This window comes from Streptomyces odontotermitis, assembly GCF_050510915.1.
In the GTDB taxonomy this organism is placed as follows: Bacteria; Actinomycetota; Actinomycetes; order Streptomycetales; family Streptomycetaceae; genus Streptomyces.
The window spans coordinates 113,143-129,587 of record NZ_JBNJLS010000018.1 but is presented as its reverse complement, the minus strand read 5'-3'; the positions used below and the strand labels follow the sequence as shown (position 1 = coordinate 129,587).

Annotated in this window: 18 protein-coding genes and 2 pseudogenes; 8 read left to right on the top strand and 12 right to left on the bottom strand. The window is 69.0% G+C overall.

Features of this window, described 5'->3' with window-relative positions; genetic code table 11:
• Positions 1-24: 24 nt before the first annotated feature.
• On the bottom strand, positions 25-1,122 hold the full coding sequence (locus ACQB60_RS35020) for a barstar family protein (protein ID WP_496930145.1): 1,098 nt from the start codon (positions 1,120-1,122) through the stop codon (positions 25-27).
• A gap of 236 nt (positions 1,123-1,358) precedes the next feature.
• Here ACQB60_RS35020 and ACQB60_RS35015 point away from each other — a divergent pair, with 236 nt between their 5' ends.
• The 3 genes from ACQB60_RS35015 to ACQB60_RS35005 all read left to right on the top strand — a co-directional run bounded on the left by ACQB60_RS35015 (position 1,359) and on the right by ACQB60_RS35005 (position 3,074).
• Complete coding sequence (locus ACQB60_RS35015) at positions 1,359-1,496, top strand: hypothetical protein (protein ID WP_496930144.1); 138 nt, start codon at positions 1,359-1,361, stop codon at positions 1,494-1,496.
• A 231-nt stretch (positions 1,497-1,727) separates the two neighbouring features.
• On the top strand, positions 1,728-1,907 hold the full coding sequence (locus ACQB60_RS35010; protein WP_496930143.1) for a hypothetical protein: 180 nt from the start codon (positions 1,728-1,730) through the stop codon (positions 1,905-1,907).
• A gap of 759 nt (positions 1,908-2,666) precedes the next feature.
• The gene (locus ACQB60_RS35005; RefSeq protein ID WP_496930142.1) at positions 2,667-3,074 is read left to right on the top strand and encodes a hemophore-related protein; all 408 of its coding nucleotides are present in this window, start codon (positions 2,667-2,669) and stop codon (positions 3,072-3,074) included.
• Positions 3,075-3,196: 122 nt separating this feature from the next.
• Here the strand turns inward: ACQB60_RS35005 and ACQB60_RS35000 are convergent, their stop codons facing one another.
• Positions 3,197-3,673, bottom strand: a complete 477-nt coding sequence (locus ACQB60_RS35000) for a sigma-70 family RNA polymerase sigma factor (RefSeq protein ID WP_496930204.1) — start codon at positions 3,671-3,673, stop codon at positions 3,197-3,199.
• A gap of 186 nt (positions 3,674-3,859) precedes the next feature.
• Here ACQB60_RS35000 and ACQB60_RS34995 point away from each other — a divergent pair, with 186 nt between their 5' ends.
• Positions 3,860-4,165, top strand: a complete 306-nt coding sequence (locus ACQB60_RS34995) for a hypothetical protein (RefSeq protein WP_496930141.1) — start codon at positions 3,860-3,862, stop codon at positions 4,163-4,165.
• Positions 4,166-4,180: 15 nt separating this feature from the next.
• Positions 4,181-4,783, top strand: a complete 603-nt coding sequence (locus tag ACQB60_RS34990) for a hypothetical protein (RefSeq protein WP_496930140.1) — start codon at positions 4,181-4,183, stop codon at positions 4,781-4,783.
• Between the two features lie 145 nt (positions 4,784-4,928).
• Here the strand turns inward: ACQB60_RS34990 and ACQB60_RS34985 are convergent, their stop codons facing one another.
• Positions 4,929-5,534, bottom strand: coding sequence for a dihydrofolate reductase family protein (locus ACQB60_RS34985; protein WP_496930139.1), 606 nt, complete (start codon positions 5,532-5,534; stop codon positions 4,929-4,931).
• A 157-nt stretch (positions 5,535-5,691) separates the two neighbouring features.
• Here ACQB60_RS34985 and ACQB60_RS34980 point away from each other — a divergent pair, with 157 nt between their 5' ends.
• The 3 genes and pseudogenes from ACQB60_RS34980 to ACQB60_RS34970 all read left to right on the top strand — a co-directional run bounded on the left by ACQB60_RS34980 (position 5,692) and on the right by ACQB60_RS34970 (position 7,513).
• Complete coding sequence (locus tag ACQB60_RS34980) at positions 5,692-6,081, top strand: DUF6086 family protein (RefSeq protein WP_496930138.1); 390 nt, start codon at positions 5,692-5,694, stop codon at positions 6,079-6,081.
• A 654-nt stretch (positions 6,082-6,735) separates the two neighbouring features.
• Positions 6,736-7,005: pseudogene (locus tag ACQB60_RS34975) on the top strand (pentapeptide repeat-containing protein); the annotation flags it as partial.
• Positions 7,006-7,108: 103 nt separating this feature from the next.
• Entirely contained in the window at positions 7,109-7,513 is a 405-nt protein-coding gene (locus ACQB60_RS34970) for a hypothetical protein (RefSeq protein WP_496930209.1), read from the top strand.
• A 411-nt stretch (positions 7,514-7,924) separates the two neighbouring features.
• Here ACQB60_RS34970 and ACQB60_RS34965 read toward each other — a convergent pair.
• The 9 genes and pseudogenes from ACQB60_RS34965 to ACQB60_RS34925 all read right to left on the bottom strand — a co-directional run.
• Positions 7,925-8,140, bottom strand: a pseudogene (locus tag ACQB60_RS34965) (hypothetical protein); the annotation flags it as partial.
• A 200-nt stretch (positions 8,141-8,340) separates the two neighbouring features.
• Entirely contained in the window at positions 8,341-9,102 is a 762-nt protein-coding gene (locus tag ACQB60_RS34960; RefSeq protein ID WP_496930203.1) for an enoyl-CoA hydratase/isomerase family protein, read from the bottom strand.
• A 110-nt stretch (positions 9,103-9,212) separates the two neighbouring features.
• Positions 9,213-10,400, bottom strand: coding sequence for an SDR family oxidoreductase (locus ACQB60_RS34955; RefSeq protein WP_496930137.1), 1,188 nt, complete (start codon positions 10,398-10,400; stop codon positions 9,213-9,215).
• A gap of 26 nt (positions 10,401-10,426) precedes the next feature.
• Positions 10,427-11,215, bottom strand: a complete 789-nt coding sequence (locus tag ACQB60_RS34950) for an SDR family oxidoreductase (RefSeq protein WP_496930136.1) — start codon at positions 11,213-11,215, stop codon at positions 10,427-10,429.
• On the bottom strand, positions 11,212-12,492 hold the full coding sequence (locus ACQB60_RS34945; protein ID WP_496930135.1) for a beta-ketoacyl-[acyl-carrier-protein] synthase family protein: 1,281 nt from the start codon (positions 12,490-12,492) through the stop codon (positions 11,212-11,214). Before ACQB60_RS34945 ends, ACQB60_RS34950 begins: the two co-directional genes overlap by 4 nt.
• Positions 12,489-13,745, bottom strand: a complete 1,257-nt coding sequence (locus tag ACQB60_RS34940; RefSeq protein ID WP_496930134.1) for a beta-ketoacyl-[acyl-carrier-protein] synthase family protein — start codon at positions 13,743-13,745, stop codon at positions 12,489-12,491. Before ACQB60_RS34940 ends, ACQB60_RS34945 begins: the two co-directional genes overlap by 4 nt.
• A complete protein-coding gene (locus tag ACQB60_RS34935) occupies positions 13,745-14,008 on the bottom strand; it encodes a phosphopantetheine-binding protein (RefSeq protein ID WP_496930133.1) in 264 nt (87 codons plus the stop codon). Before ACQB60_RS34935 ends, ACQB60_RS34940 begins: the two co-directional genes overlap by 1 nt.
• Before the next feature lie 79 nt (positions 14,009-14,087).
• A complete protein-coding gene (locus tag ACQB60_RS34930; protein WP_496930132.1) occupies positions 14,088-14,831 on the bottom strand; it encodes a 3-oxoacyl-ACP reductase family protein in 744 nt (247 codons plus the stop codon).
• Positions 14,831-15,805, bottom strand: a complete 975-nt coding sequence (locus tag ACQB60_RS34925; RefSeq protein WP_496930131.1) for an ACP S-malonyltransferase — start codon at positions 15,803-15,805, stop codon at positions 14,831-14,833. The genes ACQB60_RS34930 and ACQB60_RS34925 overlap by 1 nt, the downstream gene beginning before the upstream one ends.
• Between the last annotated feature and the right edge of the window lie 640 nt (positions 15,806-16,445).

The following is a 16,445-nucleotide window of genomic DNA, read 5'->3' as shown; positions in this document are numbered from 1 at the left end:
CGAAGGCGCCGATCGGACAGCGGCTCAGGCCAAGGTGACGTCCATGCCGCCCTCGGCCAGGGTTTCAAGAACTGCGGTGAACAGGTCGTAGGGCTGGCCATCCGGTGTCAGGGCGTGGGACAGGTGCTCGCGCGCGGTAGCGGCGTCTCGCCAGAGCAAGGTGGCGGGGGCGGTGTAGCCGAAGGTGCCGCGCAGGCAATCGTCGAGGGCGGCGAGGCAGCCGCCGAAGTAGCCGCCGGGTCCGTTGACCGCCTCGCCGAGCGCCAGGTAGAGAGCTGGTTCGTCGGTGATGTGTAGGCCGTCGAGTTCGTAGGCGTGACCGGCTGGCCGGTCACGGTGGGATCGTCGGCAGGCCCGCTCGCGTACAAGGTCATGCCAGGCCCCGCGGCGACGGGTGTCGAGGTCGGCCCAGGTATTCACGCCGGCCGGTGGTCCCGCAAGCCACCGCTCCCAAATCGACCGGGCGTATTCGGGGACCGGTGTGAAGCGGCCTCCGTCGAGCTCCAGGTCGATCAGGTCCGCCCCGCAGGAGGATGGGCGCCAGGCGCTGATCGTGGCCCACAGCAGCCGATCGGTGAGCACCTCTCCTCGGCCGTCTCGTATCTCCAGCGCCGCCTCCTCCAGATCCAGGGCCCGCCGGGTGCCCTTCGTCAGGGCCGCCCTGAGCTGATCGCTCTGCGCGAGCCCTCGCAGGACAATTGGTGCAGGTATCTGCTCGGGCGCCAGGATGCGGGTGAACTCCTGGCAGGAGCCCAGCCAGCGATGCCCGTCGTGCACGCGAACGCGCCCCCTGTACCCCTCGGGCGGACCTTCGTAGTCGTCCAGACCGGTGAGCACCAGACTGTCCGTCCCGGAGGGCTTCCCCAAACTCTCCGCGTCCTCCAGCAGCCAGGCATCGAATGCCTCGTTCTCCGGCACCAACCACACCCTGCTGCCGGCCCAAGCGGGCACGCCGGATCCCTCCGGAACCCAGCCGAACAACTCATACGTCCCGCGCTGGAATTCTCCGAACAGCCCCTCCACCTCCGCACAGACGCCCCAGATATGGCCGTGCTCCGTCGCGGTCAGCGCGTACGGCGCGCTCCCGCGCACCTTCTCGTCCTCATGCACAGCAGAAATCATGCCCGACACACGTTCGGACGACCTCAGCCGCCTGCCGAACCGTCAGTCGGGCCCAGAAGGGCTGCTCCCATTGCGTCTTCAAGCGGTCTCGACGGAAGCGACGGCGGTTGCATCCGGCACGACGGCTACTGGAACACTGACGACTGGAGCGGCCACTGACAGGCCCGGCACCGGAGCGCACCCGCCGCCCGGACTATTCACGCGCCGGTTCGGCCGACCGCTCGTAACCTGCCCAGATGGGACTGGACATGATGTTCTTGGTCGTCGAGCGGGCGCACCTCCAGGACATCCCGCCGCTGGACCGCGAGAGACGCCTGGCGGCACTGGAGTTTCCCGACGACGAGCAGGGCGACTTCACCCGAGGGGTGGTGTGACCCACCCGGCCGGGAACATGCTGGTGCGCCGAGTACGAGTTCTGCACCGGCCATGGCTCCTACAAAGCCGCACTTTGGGGCGGATGAAACCTGGGGCAACGCCCGCGCGTCCACCGCGCTCGCCCCGCGCGCACTCTTCGATGCATTCCTCGACGGCCTGATCTGGCTGGCCCCGACGCCGATGAACTCGGCGCGGAATCAGAGCTCCTGCCCCGCTGGAACGGGCGGGGCTTGGTCTCCCTGCTGGTGCTGTGCACCCCCGAGCAGACCGCCGCCCGGGCTCACGCCTGGCAGCGCGCCGAACCTCACCTGGAGGAACTCCGCGAGCCGTTCACCGCACACGCCGCCGGCCGCTGGAGCTGGAGCTGGATGGACGACTTCGACAACTTCACCGCCCTGCTGCGCGACTGAGGCGAGGTGACATGCGAGTCCGAACGGCACGGCTGGGAACTGATCGGCCTGCCGTATTGCCCCCGGCCCGGCCACGCGCCACCGAGCGGGGAGACACGCTGGTGCCGCCGACCTCCGGTGGCTCGGCAGACCAGGCACCCGTCGTCAGCCGGAGCCTGCGCCATGCGCCCGTCGCAGCCGGGACAGGAGAGCAGCAGTTTGATCTTGGAATCCCGGGGTCGGCCGGTGAGTGGCACCTCCACCGCATCCGCTATATCGTTCATGCATTCGAATGTGGCGCGCGGAGCTGCCCTGCATGTCTGACGCCGTGACCTGTCCTGTCGCACTGAACCTTGAGCAACTCTCACCGAAGCCTGACGGATCACAGCTCGTCTCACCAAAGGCCGACCATGCCCCCACGGCGCCAGAGACGCCCCGCACAACGAGCAGCCCAACTCGCCCGCCCGCAGCTGGCGTTCCACGCGTACGACATCGGCGTCGACGATGAGCACTCCGCACCTCCACCTCGCGCACACCGCGTCGTCGTGCGCGAAGCAAGATCAGACTGCCCGCCAAGATCAACACTCATGTCCACCGCGAGTGTCGCGAACCCCCACCTTCGTGCTCACGCAGAGAGTCGTCCAACATCGGCGCGGCGGTGGTTGGTGCGTTTGGACGAGCCAGGGTGACTCACGGCCTCTTGGCTCGTACTTCTTGCGCAGACAGTCGCTTCGGGCGCTGCTGCGGCCTGTGACTGCTTACGACCTTGAGGACTAAAGCGTGAAGAACTTCAACACCATGCGCCGCACGATCCGCACCGTGACGGTCAGCGGAGTCGCAGCGGGCATCGGGCTCTTGGGCGCTGTGAACGCGGCAGCGGACGCCATCGACCCCGTTGAGCCGCTCCTGAAGACGGACTGCTCGTACGAGCAGATCGACCGTGCCGCCCAGGACAACCCTGACGCCGCCGTGCTCTTCGCCGCGATGAACATGGACCAGAAGACCGAGCTGCGCGACATCCTCGACACCCCGCTCGACCAACGCCAGCCCAAGATCCATGAACGCCGGGCCGAGCTCCAGAAGAAGATCGACGAGAACCCCGAACTCGCCGAAGCCCAGAGCAACCCCAACCTGGCGAAGGTTGCCGGCGTGTTTGAGGATCTGGCAGTTGCCTGCCACTCCAAGTAGCGGAGCCCTGCTCGCCGTGACCCCCTGACCCACACCGGCCCCTGCCACAGCCGGTGCCCAGGTTTCCGTGAGACTGCTCACCCGTCGCTGAGATGGAACAGCGGCTGTCCGGCAAACACGGGTCAGCCGCCGATCTCCTTCTTGAGTTGCACGCGAGCGCGGTGCAGCAGAACCCTGACCGTGCTCGGCGTGATGCCGAGATCGTCAGCGATCTCCTGAATGAGCATGCCGCGAAGGCTCAACCAGATGACTTGCGCCGAGCGTGACGGTAGACGCTGAACTGCGCGGCGCAGGATCTCGCGAAGCTCGTAGTCGCTGTTCAGCTGTTCCGCATCTCGCTGCTCGGCAAGCGGAACCAGGAGTTCGTCAGCAGTGGGAATGTCGCGGTGTCGCCGCAAGTAGTCGATCGCGCGGTGCCGCACGGCGGCCTTCGCGTAGGCCACCGGAGAGGACATCAGGGCGACGCGATCCCAACTCTTATAGATCGACCACAGGGCGTTCTGCGCGACGTCGTCCGCAGCATGATCGTCAACGTAGCCGCGCGCAACCGTCAGCAGAATGGGACGAGCCTTGCGAGCGAAGTCGTCGAAACGTGGCAGTGAGGCCGAAGAGCGGTTCAGCTCCTCTTCGGCCTCACGGCGCAGCCCCTGAGTCAGGCCGAGTCATCGGCATCCGACTGGTCGGCCACATCCCGGATGAGCGACGGCCCCATTGACGGGGCATCCGGCGCCCTGGACTGACGGTCATGGTCGTCGGGCAAGCCATCCGACTGCTCGGCCGCAGCCTTGCGCACGGCCTTCGCCGAGGCGCTGCCGCAGTGGGAGGGCATCGACTTCCCCGGGGCCTGGCTGCGCACGGTGGCCTTTCGCACGTTCCTGCGGCTGCCGCCGCGCGGGGAGGACCTGCTCCAGGAGTTCCCCGATCTTCCAGGCGGGGTGTGTCCGCTGAGCGCTGTGGAGTTCAAGGAGACCGAGGCGGGCGTGTACGCGGCCATCGCGAGCCTGCCCGCTCGGCAGCACGGAGGAGGCCGTGCGGCAAAACCTCTGCCGGGCCCGCGCCCGGCTCAAGACACTCCTGCTCAGCCCCGTTGATGGAGGTGGACAGTGATGAACGACTTCGACAGCGACGCGGCGCTCGACGCGCTGCTCGACGCGCTGCTCGACACGGCCGACGACGCGGTGCTGGCCACCGTGGAGCAGAACCTTCACCTCGAGGACGGGCACGCGGCGCTCCTCGCGCAGAGCGGCAGCCCGGAGCAGGGCAGCCAGCCGCCTCACCAGGACTGGCGTCCCGAACTGCACTTCGCGGCCCCCGCCGTCACGGTCCGGCTCGTGAATGTGGGGGGCAACGACTACGCCGTGTACGTCGATTCCGGTGACAACCGCCTGGTCAATGACGTGCTGTCCAAGCTCGACCGGGTGGCCAAGTATCTGCGGGAGCACCGGTCGTGCAACCAGACGGCGCCTGTTCTGCCGGAGCTGGCATCTCTCAAGTCGGGTCTGTCCGAGCGCCGCATGAGCGAACAGGAGGCACTTTCTGCCCTGGCCCACATCGTGGACCACTTGGCTCAGCTGCAAGGGGGCTTGAGTATCGAGCATGCCGCCTTCCTCGATGTTGTCCTTGCCTTGCTCGAGCAGGCGCGTCCACTGGTGGTGCGGCTGTTCGACAACGCTGACGACAACTCCGCTGCTCCGACATCCACTTGGTGACAGGGCGCCGGGGCAGTCCGTTCGGCATGCCATCGGCGTACCAGCGCGGACGGCCTTCCGCTGCGGAAGGCCGCTCACGCTGCTTGGCTCACGCCCGGGGGCGGCCTGGCCCGGGCGGCCGTCCAGACCGGCGCACGGGGTGAGGTCATGCAGGGACGCCGAGCGGGGGGTGCTCGAGCACGCGGGGCTTGTACTCGACCAGCTGGATGCGGCCGTCGAAAGTGCGGTGCTCGATCATCTCCAGGGCAACGTCCGGATAGCCGTCGTAAATGCGTTCCTCACCCGTGGCCCCGGTGATCACCGGGAACATCACGACTCGGAAGCGGTCGACGAGTCCGGCCCGCAGCAGGGACCGGCACAGGCTGAGGCTGCCGATCGTGCTCAGGAGGCCCGAGCCACTCGCCTTCATGGCGCGGACCGCCTCGACGGCATCGTCGCGGACGAGCGTGGAGTTGGCCCACTTCAGTGGCTCCTCGAGGGAGGAGGAGAACACCACCTTGGGTGCTTGTGTGAGCTCGTCGACGGACGCCTCTTCTTCGGGCCTGAACTCGTCCTGGCCACTCGGGACCTCGCCTGCGGCGAAGCCCGACATCAGGCGGTAGGTGTTTGCTCCCATCAAATAGGTGGCCTCGGGCTGCTCGCCGAGCCACGCGAGGTACTCCGGGCCCTCCAGGCCCCAGAACCCGGGCCATCCCTCTCCTGATGCATAGCCGTCGAGGGAGGTGATGAAGTCAACGAGAAGCTCCGGCATGGCGGTCCCCTTTCCTGAGGTGTCACGGGCTTGGACCGGTCGCGAGACAAAAACTCATCGGCCGCGCTGTGAAGTGGGAGCGGGCTGCTCGGGTCCTGATTCGCCGGTGGGGCCTGCTGGATACGCTCGCAGCCATGACGATCATGCGGGCATCACGGTGAGCCAGTACTTCGGTGTGGGTGACGAAACCCTGTGGAACCCGTCCAACACGGTGGCCCGGCTGTTCCTTCGGCAGGTAGCGGTGTTCGAGGCGGAGCTGGGTCTGCCCTCTGGGATCGGGCCGATGGAGAACGACGAGTGCGACATCGCCCCTGACGTCCTGGGCGAGTTCGCCCACGCCTTGCTCGCGCACTACCGCCGCACCCATCACCCCGTCCTCGCGGCCCTCTCCGAAGGGTTCCTCGCCACGCTGCTGGTTCTCGCCCAGCGCGCAGGCACCGACGTGTCCGGAACCGCAGCCGGCAAGAATGACGCGTCGGCCCCCTGCACTGCGGCTGACCGGCTGCGCACCACGATGGAGGCAATGGACCAGGCCATGGCACGGTGAGAATCTGCCGCTAGCTGGTGGGTTTGTGGTGTCTACGACGCCCGCGCGGCCGGCTCCTGCCCGTCGCTGGGCCTGTGTCACCAGTCGGCGACGGTGGCAGCGATCACGAAGACCAGCGCAAAGGCGCCAAGCAGCATTCCTGCCGACCGAGCCGCGCGCAGGGCACGCTGCTTGCGACCAGGAGGCTCCGCCTGTGGGTAGTCGCAGCAGTCGCAGGGTCCAGCGCACCCCGCAGTCGTGCCAGGTGCCTGGCCCCCGCCCAAGTCGATGTTGAGGAAATCCCCGGCACCCATAGCCATATACCTTTCTGCCCCGCGTCGTGCCGGCGATTGGCTGTCGGCGCCAAGGCCCGTGGCGAACAATCGTCCCATATTGGACTTGGATGGGCGCTCAACCTTCAAGGCCGCACGCTCAAGGCTTGGCGGCACGGGACACCTGCGGTCCAGGCCCCGGCGGGCTGGGCGATTCTCCAGGCCCGCAGCTGCCCGACCACCGGGCTGAGGTCGACAGCTCGCTTGCGGTCCTTGTGGCGCCCCTCACGGGCCACCACGTCCCGTTCACTGCCCTCCTTCCTCGGTTCATCGCTGCAGCCGGACGCCCACAGCGCCCAGGAATCCAGTACCCAGTGCACGGGCATCCTGAAATGTTGTCGCCGTGACTGGGACGACGCCCTGCGACACCACGGCACGCCAGGTGCATGTGGCGCCGGCCGACGCCGAGGCCGCTGCTGTCCTGACCCAGTGGGCCACCGCCGATGCCGAGGTCACGCTGGACGCCACGTACCTGGATCGGTCGGGAGCCGATCTCTCCGGCGCCGACCTGTCCAGCGCACTGTTCTGTCCGTCGACGGCCCGCGGCGCCGTGCTGCGCGACGCATGCCTGTCCCGGGCGAACCTCGGCTGGAGCGACCTCACCGGCGCCGCGCTGACCGGTGCCGTGCTGCCGAGCCGATGCCCCCCTTCGGTGCCGTTCCTCTCCACTCCTGACCGGCCTGGCGCAGGAGCCCTGCCCCTTCCGGGAGAGCACGGTGAAGCGCACGATGTGCGTGTGGGCCGACTACGCCGACCGGACGTTCCACGGAAGGCACATCGGTCAGAAGAGCATCCAGACCGCCTACGTGGCCAAGGGTCAAGAGGGACCAGGCAAGCACAAGGGACGGCAACTCATGTGTGCGGCAAAGCGGCTGAAGGACTCCGACGGGCCGCGGCGCTTCATCCCGGGCGACCGGGTGCGGCCGCGGGAGGAAACCGACCATCCCGAGGACCCCATCGGAACAGTCGTGGTGCGCCTGGCCACCGATGAGCTCCTGGTCGACTTCCCCGACGCCGGCGGTGAGATCTACCTGGACAAGCACCTAGACCTCGTCCAGGCGGCGCTGCCGGGCTGGAAGCCACCACCGCCCGCCCCGGAAATCGAAGTACCCCGCGACTGAGAGCACGAAGGCGAATCCGCAGGTTGATCACGACTCGACACACGCTCCAGACGCAGCTGCCGGCCGATGCCCGGGCGGGCTGGAGTCCGCACGCGCGAAGGGGCGGCACTCTCGCTGACGCCACCCGCCAGCGTCTACCTGACGTCCAGTCCGGACAGGGCGAGTTCGGCGAATTCATCCTCCGCGGCATGCAGCCGCGGCCTACTGGGCGCAGCGGGGGGGGGCGGGATCTCTCCGGAGACGGCCTGTCGGGCAGGCCCGGGGGGTCTGTGAAGCGCTCCGGGATCGGTGGCCTGGGGCTTCGCCACGAAGCGCATGACGGGGTTCGAGCCCGCCCCGTCAGCTCATGAACCGGTCGGCAGTTGGCAGTGATCAGGCTCCTGAACTGCACGTACATATTCACTGATCGTTTCAGGGCGAGGTTCGCAAACGGCAGAGGCAGAGGCAGAGGCAGATGAGGCTGCAGGCTAGAACGAGACGGCCCTGATGGAGATCGGCGCGTCGCTCGTAGCGGGTGCGGAGCCGTTTGAACCGGTGCAGCCAAGCGAAGGCACACCCAACCACCCAGCGCACCTTGCCCAGTCCGGAACCGTGGGCCACGCCGCGTCTGGCGATCATCGGCTTGATGACCGAGCAGCGCACACCGATCCAGGCTGGTTCCTCGTACGACTCGGGCAGCCGTCGGCGGATCGACCGCAGTCGGTTCAGGGTCTCCGGCGGCGCCGCGCCAGGACTGGGCATAGGGCGACACCAGAGGTTCGAGGAACCGCGTCAGGTTGTCGTGCCATGGACATGGGCATGGGGGCGATTGCCCCCTCGCCGTCGGGTCAGTCTCCTGTGAAGTGCGGCTCGCTTCCCTCCCGTTGCGCGGCGAGGCCCCGGCACATGTCGTCCGTCTGCAGGCCGTGGGCGAACAGCTCGTGTTCGCGTCTCATGTGCTCCGCGAGGGTACTGGTGAGGCTGGCGTCGATGAGGGTCTTGCCCGCCCGCACCGTGTGGGGTGCCAGGGTGGCGAGGGACGCGGCGTGCTCGTGTGCGGCGGTGAGCAGGCTGTCGCGGGGGACGATGGTGGTGACCAGGCCCCACTGCAGGGCCTGGGAACCGCGCAGCACGGTGTGGCCGAGGAGGAGTTCCAGTGCGCGGGCGTGGCCGATCATGCGGGGCAGGAACCAGCTGACGCCGCCGTCGGTGGAGGCGCCGAGCCGACTGTAGGCGAGGTTGAGGGTGGTGCGTTCCGTGGCGATGCGATGGTCGCAGGCCAGGGCCAGGGCCAGGCCCGCCCCGGCGACCTGTCCGTTGAGCGCGGCGATGACGGGGCACGGCAGCGACCGGATGCACCGGATCACCGTGGCGAGCTCGGCGAGGCGTGCCTCGGTCCGGGCCGCGACCTCGTCCGGGGGGCCTTGGGCGCACTGCTCGAGGTCGTCGATGCGGGCACCGAGGCAGAAGGAGCGTCCCGCCCCGGTGAGGACGACCGCGCGGATGGTGCTGTCCGTGGAGAGGGCCGTCAGCACGGATGCCAGCCCCGTCACCATGCTCGCGCTGAGGGTGTTGGAGTGAGCGGGGTCGTTCAGGGTCACGGTGGCCACAGCTCCGTGCTGCTCCAGCCGGACGGGGCCGTCATCTTGTGCGTCTCCCGGCTGTGGGGACGGCTGCGAGGCGGTGAGCGGGGGCGGCTTCGGAATCCAGGCCGTCACGGTCAGGTCCTTTCCGGAGGGAACATCCAGTCGGTGAGCCTGGCCAGGTATGCCTCGTCCATCACGGGGGCGGTGATGTCCCGTGCGGCGAGCAGGTCCGTGACCCGTGAGGGCGTCAGGGCGGGCAGCTTGTGTGCGGGGGTTGCCTGGACCAGGTAGGGGAGCATGTCGAACATCGCGTACAGCGAACGGGCGGGCTGAACACGTCGGTTGGCGGCCAGCAGCGCCAGCCATTCGTCGATGGGTACGGATGTAATCTCGTGCCCGGCTCGACGCAGGGCGTGGACGGCCTCGCTGAGCGGGAACGGCGCCGGGTCGTGCAGATTGAACACGTGCGGCTGCTGTGTTCGTGCGGCGCCCTGGGCGAGTGCCGCGATGGCGTGGCCGGCGTGGTCGACGGCGCAGACGGGCACGTGCGGCAGGTCTTCGGGGGCCGCACGGAGCTGGACACACACACGCATGAGGGTGCTGAGCGGCTCGCCCGTGGTGATCATGCCGGTGGTGCTGTCGCCCAGGACGAACGGAGGGCGGTAGATGGCGACGGGAACGCCGCGTACCGCGGCCTGTCGCACCAGTTCCTCGGCCACGAATTTGGAGGCCGGGTATCCGAACGTGCCCGAGTACGACAGTGAGGGTGCGCTGTCGTCGTCGATCAGGTCGGTCCCGCAGGAGCGGGCGGAGATGAACACCGCCATGGTCGAGACGTGGTGCACTTCCTTGACCCGCCCATACGCGGCGAAGCGCAGGACCTCGGCCGTTCCTTGCACGTTGGGGATCCGTGCCAGTTGGTAGGGGTCGTTCATGTTCACCGACGCACCGCAGTGGTAGACGATGCCCGTCCGGTCGGCGAGTTCTCGGTAGCGGTCGTCGTGGAGGCCGAGCTGCGGCTGGGTGAAGTCTCCGGCGACGGCGTGCTGTTCGGCGGGGGCGCCCATCTCGGCACAGCGCGCGGCCAGACGTGCGGTCGCCTCTCGGTCGTCGGCGGCGCGGACCAGGCAGCGGACCGTTCCCGTGGTGAGGTTCTGCAGTTCGCGTAGCAGGTATGCGCCCAGGTAGCCGGTCGCGCCCGTGAGCAGTACGTCGGGGTGGGAGGCCCGATCAGAAGGGGGGCCGGGGCTGATGTCTGCCGGGAGTTGGAGGTCCGCGGCCGGAACAGTCAGGCGGGTGTGGGCGGTGGTGTCCTGGGTCATGGTGGTCGCTTCCCCTGGTGTGCTGTTCAGCGCGCCATCATCGAGGCGTACGCGGGGTGGGTGATGCAGAGGCCACCGTCGGCGTGCAGGACCTGTCCGGTGATCCAGCTCGCGGCGGGTGACGCGAGGAACAGGACCACCTGTGCGAGTTCGTCGGGGGTGCCGATCCGGCGCAGTGGAGTGCTGGCGCGGGCGGCGGATTCCAGGTGGTCGTTGCCGGGCATACCGGCGCGGGCGTCCCCTTCGATCAGACCGCCGGAGGCGGTGTTGACCCGGATGCCGACGGGTCCGTACTCGACGGCCAGGTATCGGGTGAGCGCCTCGAGTGCCGCCTTGGAAGCACCGGTGCTGGTGTAGGCGGGTAGTACGGTGCCCGCTCCGGACGAGGAGACGTTCACGATGGCCGGCTGCCGGGCCCGCTCCAGCAAGGGGCGGGCGGCCTGCGAGCACCACAGGGGTCCGGCCGCGTTGGTGGCCAGCGCCCTGAGCCAGTGCCGTTCATGGACCGCGTCGACGTCGGTGAACCGGCCTGAGGCGGCGTTGTTGACCAGGATGTCGAGACGGCCGTACCTTCCGGTGATCTCGTCGAACAGGGCGGCGACAGCGGCCCGGTCGGCGACGTTGCCAGGGAGCAGTTGCGCAGAACCGCCGCTGTCCAGGACCTCGTTGACGGTGCGCCGGGCGGAATCGGGGTCGCGGAAACAGTTGACGATGACCGCTGCGCCCTGGTCCGCGAACGCCTTGGTGATGTGGCGGCCGATGCCGCGTCCACCGCCGGTGACGAGGACGACCTGGTCCGCGAAGATGTCGTTCATGGCATCGGCCCCCATCCGGACGGGCGAAGGATGATGCAGGAGTTCTGTCCGCCGAGACCGAAGGAGTTGGACAGGACCGGCCGGCTTCCGGTGTCGCGTGGCTGTCCGGTCACCACGTCCAACCCCGCGCAGTCAGCGGCGAGTTCGACGTGGCCGGCGGTCGGCGGGACGAGACCGCGGTAGACGGTGAGGGCGGCGACGGCGGCCTCAGCGGCGCCCGACGCACCCATCAGGTGGCCGAAGACACTCTTGGAGCTGGTGACGGGTGGGGGTGAGCCCTTGAAGGTGGCGAGCAGGGCGCGGGTTTCCATCGCGTCGCCGAGCGGGGTGGACGGGCCGTGGGCGTTGACCGATCCGATGTCGCGGGATGCAAGACCGGCGTCGGCGATCGCGGTGTCCATGCAGGTGGTGACCCACGTCCCGGCTGGATTGGGTGCGGTGAGGTGGTGGCTGTCGGTGCTCTGCGCTGTTCCGGCGATCTCGGCGTAGACCCTCGCCCCGCGAGCGAGCGCGGCATCGAGGGGCTCCAGAGCCAGGAAGGCCGCGCCCTCCCCCATGACGTAGCCGTCGCGGCCGACCGAGAACGGACGGGAGGCGGTGCTCATGTCGTCGTTGCGGGTCGACAGCGCGTCGGACTGGCAGAAGGCGGCCATCATCAGCCTGGTGAGCCCTGCGGAGTCGGTGGCACCGGCCAGGACGAGATCGCAGCGTCCCTCCCTGATCAGCCCGACGCCGGTGCTGATCGCGTCGATCCCGGAGGCGCAGGCGGTGGACAGAGTGGTGGAGGGGCCGTGCCAGTCCAGCTTCATCCCGATGAACGCAGCAGCGGAGTTCGGGATCAGCAGGGTGGTCGTGAGCGGGCTCACCTCTTCGGGGCCGTGGTCGCGGCAGTTGAGCGCCTGGAGGGTGTAGGAGTGGGCGCCTCCGAAGGAGGAGCCGCAGACGATCCCGCTCCGCAGCGGATCGCCGACCGGGCCCCCGGCGTCGGCGTGGGCGTCCAGGGCGGCGCAAACGGCGTACTGGGCGAACAGGTCCGCACGGCGAAGTTCCTTGCCGGACAGATACCGGTCGGGGTGGAATCCGCTGACCTGGCAGGCGAATTGGGTGGGCAGGCCGGCTGGGTCGAACCGGGTGATGGGCCCGGCGGTCGGACGGCCCGCCAGGACCGTGTCCGTGAACGTGCCGAGGTCGCAGCCGGCCGGGGTGGTCACGCCGATGCCGGTGAGGGCGACCCGGCGGCGGCCCGCGTGGTCGAACAACTGCTGGCGGTGTGTCATGACCGTTCCCGTGTCCGGGGCGTGGGGCTGATGAGCAGGGCGGCGTTGTGGCCGCCGAAGCCGAACGAGTTGGACAGCACCGGACCGGCCGTCAGCGCCCGCGGCCGGCCAAGGACCAGGTCGATCTCCAGGGCCTCGTCGACCGTGACCGTATTGGCGGTCGGCGGCGCCGTCCCATGGGCGAGGGAGAGCAGCGAGGTGACCACCTCCGAGGTACCCGATGCGGCCATCATGTGCCCGGTGACGCCCTTGTTGGCGGTGACCGGTACGCGGCGTGGGCCGAAGACCGCTGTGATCGCCTGGGCTTCGGCCGCGTCTCCGATCGGGGTCGAGGTCGCGTGGGCGTTGACGTGGGACACGTCCGCCGCGTCGATGCCCGCATCCACCAGGGCGGCGCGCATGCACTCCGCCGCCCCTTCACCCGCGGGGCTGGGGCTGGTCAGATGGTGGGCGTCGCAGTTGGTGGCGTAGCCGCTGATCAGCCCGTACTCCCGGGCGTCTCGGCGAGCGGCGTGTTCGAGACTTTCCAGGACTACGAACGCCGCCCCTTCGGAGGCCACGGTGCCGTCCCGGCCCTCATCGAACGGCCGCGCGGAGCGCAGCGGTCCATGGTGCCGCCCCGACAGCGCGCCGCTCGCTCCGATCCCGGCCAGCGACTTCTCGGTGAGCAGCTCCGCGCCGCCCGCGATAACGATGTCGGCGATGCCGTCGCGGATGAGCCGCACCGCTTCACCGACGGCGACCGCGCCGGTGGCACAGGCGGCGCTGACGGCCAGCGACGGACCGGTGAAACCGGCGGCCAGACTGACCGTGGCGGACAGCGCGTTGTGCATGGCCATCGGCACGAAGAAGGTTCCCCGCTCCGGCGCCTCCACTGTCGTCGAGGCGCCGAACGAGGTTCCCGCGACCACCGCGAACCGGCTGGTCACGGCACGCCCCGCGCCCAGCAGGCTGCCGGGCAGACCGGCGTCGGCGAGCGCATGGAGCGCGGTGTGCACGCCCAGCCGAGTGGCCGGGTCGAGCCGGCGCCCCAACTTGCCCAGACCGAGGGTGCGTTGGGCCTCGCCGACGGTGGACGGCAGCCGGCATGCGAAGCCCGGGAGGCCGCGGGCCTCGTCCGGATTCCCGAAGGGACGGGCCAGGGTTCCTTTTGCCTCCATGAGGTCGATCCACAGATCTTCGGTGCGGGCCCCGGCCGGTGTGGTGGTGGCCATCCCGGTGACCGCCACCGCTCGTCTGCTGCGCCCGTCCATCAGGCTGCGGGCTCGGACGGTGCGCCCACGAGCGCGATGAGATCGGCCACGGTCGAGGCCCGGGCCTTCACATCGGCTTTGTCCACGACGAATCCCCGTGCGACGAGCGCTGCCGCGATCTCGGAGAGGTCGAGCGAATCGGCGTCCAGGTCGTCGCCGAGCCGGGATTCGGGCGTCACCTCCTCTTCGGACACCGACAGAATGCGCATCACGACTTCGGTGACGGCATCGGAGATTCGAGGGTCGGGCTGGGTGTCGCTCATGGCGAATGCTCCTTCGGGAGATGATCGCGGCGCACGCCGCACGGTCACAAGCGGGCAGGGCGTTGAGCAAGGTGCGGGCTCAATGGCCCATGGACATCCCACCGTCCACCGGCAGCACGACACCCGTCACGAAGCTCGCCTCCTCAGAGCACAGGAAGGCAGCGACAGAGGAGACTTCGGGGACGGTCCCGAACCTCTTGAACGGGATCATGTCGGCTAGTTGGCGTCGGCGTTTGGCGCTCAGATGGTTGATCATCGCGGTGTCGACGGGGCCTGGGACCACCAGATTGCAGGTGGTGTACGGGGCCAGTTCACGGGCCAGCGATCTGGTCAGGCCGATCAGCCCCGCTTTGGCCGCCGCGTAGTTGGCCTGTCCGGCCGACCCGAGCACACCCGCGGCCGAGCCGATGGTGACGATCCGGCCCCACCGTGCGGCGGTCATGCCAGCGGCCGCGCGGGACGCGCAGTGGAAGGGACCGGTGAGATTCACGTCCAGCGCTGCCTGCCATCGGGCGGCGCTCATCTCGCCGACGAGCGCGTCGGCCAGCAACCCCGCGCAGTTGACCAGGATCTGCACGTCCGCACCGAAGTGCTCGCCGACGTCGTGGAACAAGGCGTCGACCTGGGCGGGTTCGGTGACATCGGCACGCACCGCCAGACAGCCCGTCTCCGCGGCCACCTTGGCGGCCGAGGTCTCATCCCGGGAGTAGGCGATCGCGACTGGATGCCCCTGCTCGGCAAGCGCCGCGACGACTCCGGCGCCGATGCCCCGCGAGCCCCCGGTGACCAGTGCGACTTTGGCACCACGGTCCTGCCCGGGCATCAGGCGGTGGCCGTAGGGCGGGTGCCGGCGGAGGAGGCTACGAGCGCGGACAGGGAGCCACATGCGTCGGGGGCCGTCGCGTTGTAGAGCCGAACCCGTCCCAGGGTGCGTTTGGCCAGACCGGTGAGGGTTCGTCCGTAGCCCGCTTCGACGACGGCGTCGGCTCCCAGCCGGGCGAGGGCGTGCTGGGTGTCGCGCCACCGGACGGGAGCCGTCAGGTCGGCTGCGACGAGTTCACGCCACGCACCGGGGTCGGTGGCACCGGGCTCATGTACGCGCCCGTTGTGAACGACCACCGCCTGCGCCCTGCGAAACGGGATGCGGTGCAGACCGGACAGGAACTCCGCTGAGGCCCGGTGCATCAACGGCGTGTGGAACGGCCCGGCGACATCGAGCGGAATGACGTCGTCCGCCCCCAGCGCGGTAGCGGCCGCCTCCGCCTCCCGCAGCGCCGTGTGCTTCCCCGAAATGACCGTCTGCGTCGGTGCGTTGTCATTGGCGACCCAGCAGCCGGAGACATCGGCGCACGCCTCCGTCGCTCCGTCGATGCCCAGGAGCAGGGCCGTCATGCCGCCCGTTCCGTCACAGGCGGCCTCGGTGATACGGGCCCGCAGCGCCACGATCCGCACGGTGTCCCCGGCGCTGAGCACGCCCGCAGCGTGCAGTGCCGAGATCAGCCCCAGCGAGTGACCGGCCAGCAGAGGGCGCACGTTCCCGGCACAGTCGAAGGCGGGGGCCAGTGTCGTCCAGGCCATCATCGAGCACAGCACCACCGACAACTGTGTGTCCGTGGTCGAGGTGGGAACAGCCCCGGCGTCCAGCAGCATCGGTTCGAGCGTGCGCTGAAGAATGCTTTCCGCTTCCCGGACGACCGACCACGCGGGGTCGCTCTGCCAGGCCACGCCCATGCCTGGCCCTTGTGATCCCTGCCCGGGGAACAGCACCGTAGGAGACCTCAGAGGGGGTGTGTCCATCGGATGTACTCCTCACTTCGCCCACAGGGCACGTAAGGCCAGGGGCGCTGGTGACGGTGGTCTGTGTCGCTTGGCCGACTCGGTCCGCTCGGTCTCGTACGTGACACCGGAGGGCTGGTTCTCATGGACAGGGGCGAAGTTCGCCGGCGGCCGCAGAAGGGAAGCCGACGGATCCCTGGATCCTGGAAGGCCGCAACTCCATGATGATCCGCCACCTGTGATCTCCACCAGGCGCAAAGGACAAGGTCACGATGCACACGCACTCTACGAAGTGCGCCTTGGCGCACTCGCGACCCACGCACGCTGTGGCATCCGATGGCAGAGCCCGGATACGGGGCTCACTCCTCATCAGTCTTGACGCCTTCCTTGACGCCTTCCTTGACGCCTCTGGCCTGTCGCTGACCTCACGGGCATCCGTGGGCTGATGCCGCTGGTGCGGTCATGTCCGGAACCAGAACACCTGACGCCGCCCCAGCCACCCCGACAGCGCGCTGCCTCAGGCGATGGACATCCTCCGTCTCATCAGTGACGCCGAGACGGGACGGAAGACGGAGCTCGTCCTTGCAGGCCCTCCGAGAGCCGGACTTCGTGCCACCGTGCCGTCCAGCTGTCATGCCGCCGAGGCTGCACAACTGGTCAG

Excerpts from the sequence above, each read along its gene's own strand:
- ACQB60_RS35020 (WP_496930145.1), bottom strand. The coding sequence starts at position 1,122 with ATGATTTCTGCTGTGCATGAGGACGAGAAGGTGCGCGGGAGCGCGCCG.
- ACQB60_RS35015 (WP_496930144.1), top strand. The coding sequence starts at position 1,359 with ATGGGACTGGACATGATGTTCTTGGTCGTCGAGCGGGCGCACCTCCAG.
- ACQB60_RS34990 (WP_496930140.1), top strand. The coding sequence starts at position 4,181 with ATGAACGACTTCGACAGCGACGCGGCGCTCGACGCGCTGCTCGACGCG.
- ACQB60_RS34985 (WP_496930139.1), bottom strand. The coding sequence starts at position 5,534 with ATGCCGGAGCTTCTCGTTGACTTCATCACCTCCCTCGACGGCTATGCA.
- ACQB60_RS34955 (WP_496930137.1), bottom strand. The coding sequence starts at position 10,400 with ATGACCCAGGACACCACCGCCCACACCCGCCTGACTGTTCCGGCCGCG.
- ACQB60_RS34950 (WP_496930136.1), bottom strand. The coding sequence starts at position 11,215 with ATGAACGACATCTTCGCGGACCAGGTCGTCCTCGTCACCGGCGGTGGA.
- ACQB60_RS34945 (WP_496930135.1), bottom strand. The coding sequence starts at position 12,492 with ATGACACACCGCCAGCAGTTGTTCGACCACGCGGGCCGCCGCCGGGTC.
- ACQB60_RS34940 (WP_496930134.1), bottom strand. The coding sequence starts at position 13,745 with ATGGACGGGCGCAGCAGACGAGCGGTGGCGGTCACCGGGATGGCCACC.
- ACQB60_RS34935 (WP_496930133.1), bottom strand. The coding sequence starts at position 14,008 with ATGAGCGACACCCAGCCCGACCCTCGAATCTCCGATGCCGTCACCGAA.
- ACQB60_RS34930 (WP_496930132.1), bottom strand. The coding sequence starts at position 14,831 with ATGCCCGGGCAGGACCGTGGTGCCAAAGTCGCACTGGTCACCGGGGGC.
- ACQB60_RS34925 (WP_496930131.1), bottom strand. The coding sequence starts at position 15,805 with ATGGACACACCCCCTCTGAGGTCTCCTACGGTGCTGTTCCCCGGGCAG.